The sequence below is a fragment of the Paraburkholderia sp. genome (assembly GCF_036488505.1).
Classification (GTDB): Bacteria; Pseudomonadota; Gammaproteobacteria; order Burkholderiales; family Burkholderiaceae; genus Paraburkholderia.
Genome location: NZ_DASXHN010000407.1, coordinates 1 through 2,867, shown reverse-complemented (window position 1 = coordinate 2,867; position 2,867 = coordinate 1). Strand labels below are relative to the sequence as shown.

Here is a 2,867-nt window from a genome sequence, read left to right as displayed (position 1 = left end):
GCCTATGCGCTGAACAAGGCGGTCACGCCTTCGGAAACACAGAACTTCGTTGCAGTCGCGCAGCAAACCGCGGCGACGCTCGCGAACTACACCCAGGGCGTGGCGCCGTCCGCGAATCCGCGTGCCGATGTCGAGGCATTCGTGCGCACGCGTCAACTGACACCCGCCACCGTGCCAGCGCTGCAGCAGTTGACCCAGCAGATCGGCCGCCAGGTCGGGGAGTCGGGCTCGATGGCGGCGGTGCCTCAAGGCATCGTCGATAACGTGCGCAACAACATGTATGTGGCATCCGAGGCGATCCGGCTGATGCAGAAGAGCAATCAGCCGCAGTTCTCGCCGGAGCATGCGAAGATCGTCGGCAACTTCAAAACGCAGCTCGATCACGCGACCAAATTCATACCGACGTGGGTCAAGGTGGCAGTCGCGATCGCGCTGGGGCTCGGCACGATGGTCGGATGGAAGCGCATTGTCGTGACAGTCGGCGAAAAGATCGGCAAACAGCATCTGACCTATGGACAGGGCGCGGCCGCGGAAGTCGTCGCGATGGTCACGATCGGCGCCGCCGACGCGTACGGCCTGCCAGTTTCGACGACTCACGTGCTGTCGTCGGGCGTGGCCGGCACGATGGCCGCCAACGGTTCGGGCCTGCAATGGGGCACCGTGCGCAGCCTGATACTCGCGTGGGTGCTGACGCTGCCGGCGTCGATCGGGCTCGCGGCGGGCCTGTACTGGGTGTTCCGGGCAGTGTTCTGAGTCAGCCCGATTCGCGCGGTCTGGTTTGCCACGCAGATCCGCGGGCCGGTCGGCGATGCAACGACCGGCCCGCGAATACAACAAAGCCGCTTTTTAAAGCGGCTCTTGTTTTGGCGCGATCGATTCTCGATGGCAACGCCGATCAATACACCTCGGGCACGATCATCGACTGCGGCACCGGCTGACGGCTGTAGTCCTCATGATGGACGCGCGACGGCAATTCGACCTGCGGATGCTCGATCTCGTGATATGGCACCTGGCTTAGCAGATGCTGAATGCAATTCAGGCGCGCGCGCTTTTTGTCGACAGCCTGCACGACCCACCATGGCGCCTCGGCAATATGCGAGCGCTGCAGCATCACTTCCTTCGCCAACGTATAGGCTTCCCAGCGGCGGCGGCTTTCGAGGTCCATCGGACTGAGTTTCCACTGTTTGAGCGGATCGAGAATGCGGTTCTGGAAGCGGATTTCCTGCTCTTCGTCGGTAATCGAAAACCAGTACTTGACGATCTGAATGCCGCTGCGCACCAGCATCTTTTCGAATTCGGGCACCGACCGGAAAAACTCTTCGTATTCGTCGTCCGTGCAGAAATTCATCACGCGTTCGACGCCCGCGCGGTTATACCAGCTGCGATCGAACAGCACCATTTCGCCACCGGCGGGCAGGTGCGACACATAGCGCTGGAAATACCACTGCGTGCGCTCGCGATTGTTCGGCGCGGGCAGCGCCGCCACGCGGCATACCCGCGGATTGAGCCGCTGCGTGATGCGCTTGATCGCGCCGCCCTTGCCGGCCGCGTCGCGCCCTTCGAAGATCACCACGAGCCGATGGCCGGTCTTGACGATCCAGTCCTGCAGCTTGACCAGTTCGCCCTGCAGCCGGAATAGCTCGCGGAAGTACTGCTTGCGCGCGGCGCGCTGTTCGCTCGTGAAGCCGTCCGCACCATCGATGATGCGGTCGTCGACTTCCATTTCGAGCTCTTCGTCGTAGGCGTCGATGAGGTCTTCCTCGAAACGGCGCTGCCGCTCCACCATCAATTCGGTTTCAGATCTCAGGTCCGACTCTTTCATTGCGGCTCTCCTCGCAACAGGAATGGTATGGCGCGCGGCGGCAAGCGCGACGCGGACGCGTTCGATTATCGAAGCGCGAGGTGTCAGCCGTGTTACCGCGCGGGCTGGTGGCGCCCGCGCATCCAGTGGCGGTGTTGGCGGCGGGATCGGCTCCATCGGCTCCATCGGCTCCATCGGCGCAATCGCGGCACGTGCGACCTGCGGCGCTCTTCATGATAGCGAGTTTTGCGCGACTATCCGGCGCTAGCGCAGTGGCCGCGCAAAGCTCAATTCATGGCCATCCGGATCGGTGATATGGAAATAGCGCTCGCCCCACGGTGCGTCGGACGGTGCGAACGACGGCTGCAAACCCGCCGCCAGCGCCTTGTCATAGATCCCATCGACATCCGACACGTAGATGATCACGCGCCCCCACCAGGCAACCGGCGCGCGCGCGTCGGCAATCAGATTCAGATAACTTCCGCCGAGCGCAAATGACGCAAATGCGTGCTGCGGACCGCCGTATTTAAGCGGGAAACCGAGCGCTTCGTAGAACGGCAGCGCGCGTCGCATATCGCTGGTGGCCAGCGTGATCGCGCTAAGCGATTCGATGCGTGGCTCATGCGGCGTGGTTTGCGCAGCTGACGGGTCGAGGGTAGACATGAGGTTGTCTCCGTGGCGCATGGATAGCGACAAAGTCGCGGCAAGTACGGGCAGGGTCACGGTGGCCGGTGGCTCGATCGACCGATGCGCACCGCTGTGACCGATGGCTTGCCCCGAAAAGTGTCTCATAGGCGAAGGCCCGCCGTCCCGGCGCTGCTCCGCCGGTGCCCTTGAAAACTCACCGCGTGCCCCGCATCTCGCAGCCCGATTATCCGGAGCATCGCCATGGGAAGCCGCCCACGCTTCATCGATGACCTGTCGAGCGCCGCATCCGACGCCCCCGGGCCCCAATCCGCCGACCTTCTCACTCACGACGACGACGCACTGCTCGACGCCTACTCCCGCACCGTAATTGGCGCGCTCGAAAGGGTCCAGCAGGCGGTCGCGTTTATTGCCGTCGAAC

3 protein-coding genes and 1 pseudogene are annotated in these 2,867 nt (G+C 63.2%); 2 read left to right on the top strand and 2 right to left on the bottom strand.

The window, feature by feature from the left end:
• Positions 1-753: inorganic phosphate transporter (locus VGH68_RS23730; protein ID WP_331606148.1), on the top strand; the 753-nt coding region annotated here is incomplete at its 5' end.
• A 142-nt stretch (positions 754-895) separates the two neighbouring features.
• On the opposite strand, the gene ppk2 is transcribed toward VGH68_RS23730, so the two are convergent.
• The gene (ppk2, locus tag VGH68_RS23725; RefSeq protein WP_331606147.1) at positions 896-1,822 is read right to left on the bottom strand and encodes a polyphosphate kinase 2; all 927 of its coding nucleotides are present in this window, start codon (positions 1,820-1,822) and stop codon (positions 896-898) included.
• 243 nt (positions 1,823-2,065) lie between these two features.
• The gene (locus VGH68_RS23720) at positions 2,066-2,464 is read right to left on the bottom strand and encodes a VOC family protein (protein ID WP_331606146.1); all 399 of its coding nucleotides are present in this window, start codon (positions 2,462-2,464) and stop codon (positions 2,066-2,068) included.
• A gap of 225 nt (positions 2,465-2,689) precedes the next feature.
• On the opposite strand from VGH68_RS23720, the pseudogene VGH68_RS23715 reads away from it, so the two are divergent.
• A pseudogene (locus VGH68_RS23715) lies at positions 2,690-2,867 on the top strand (serine protease); the annotation flags it as partial.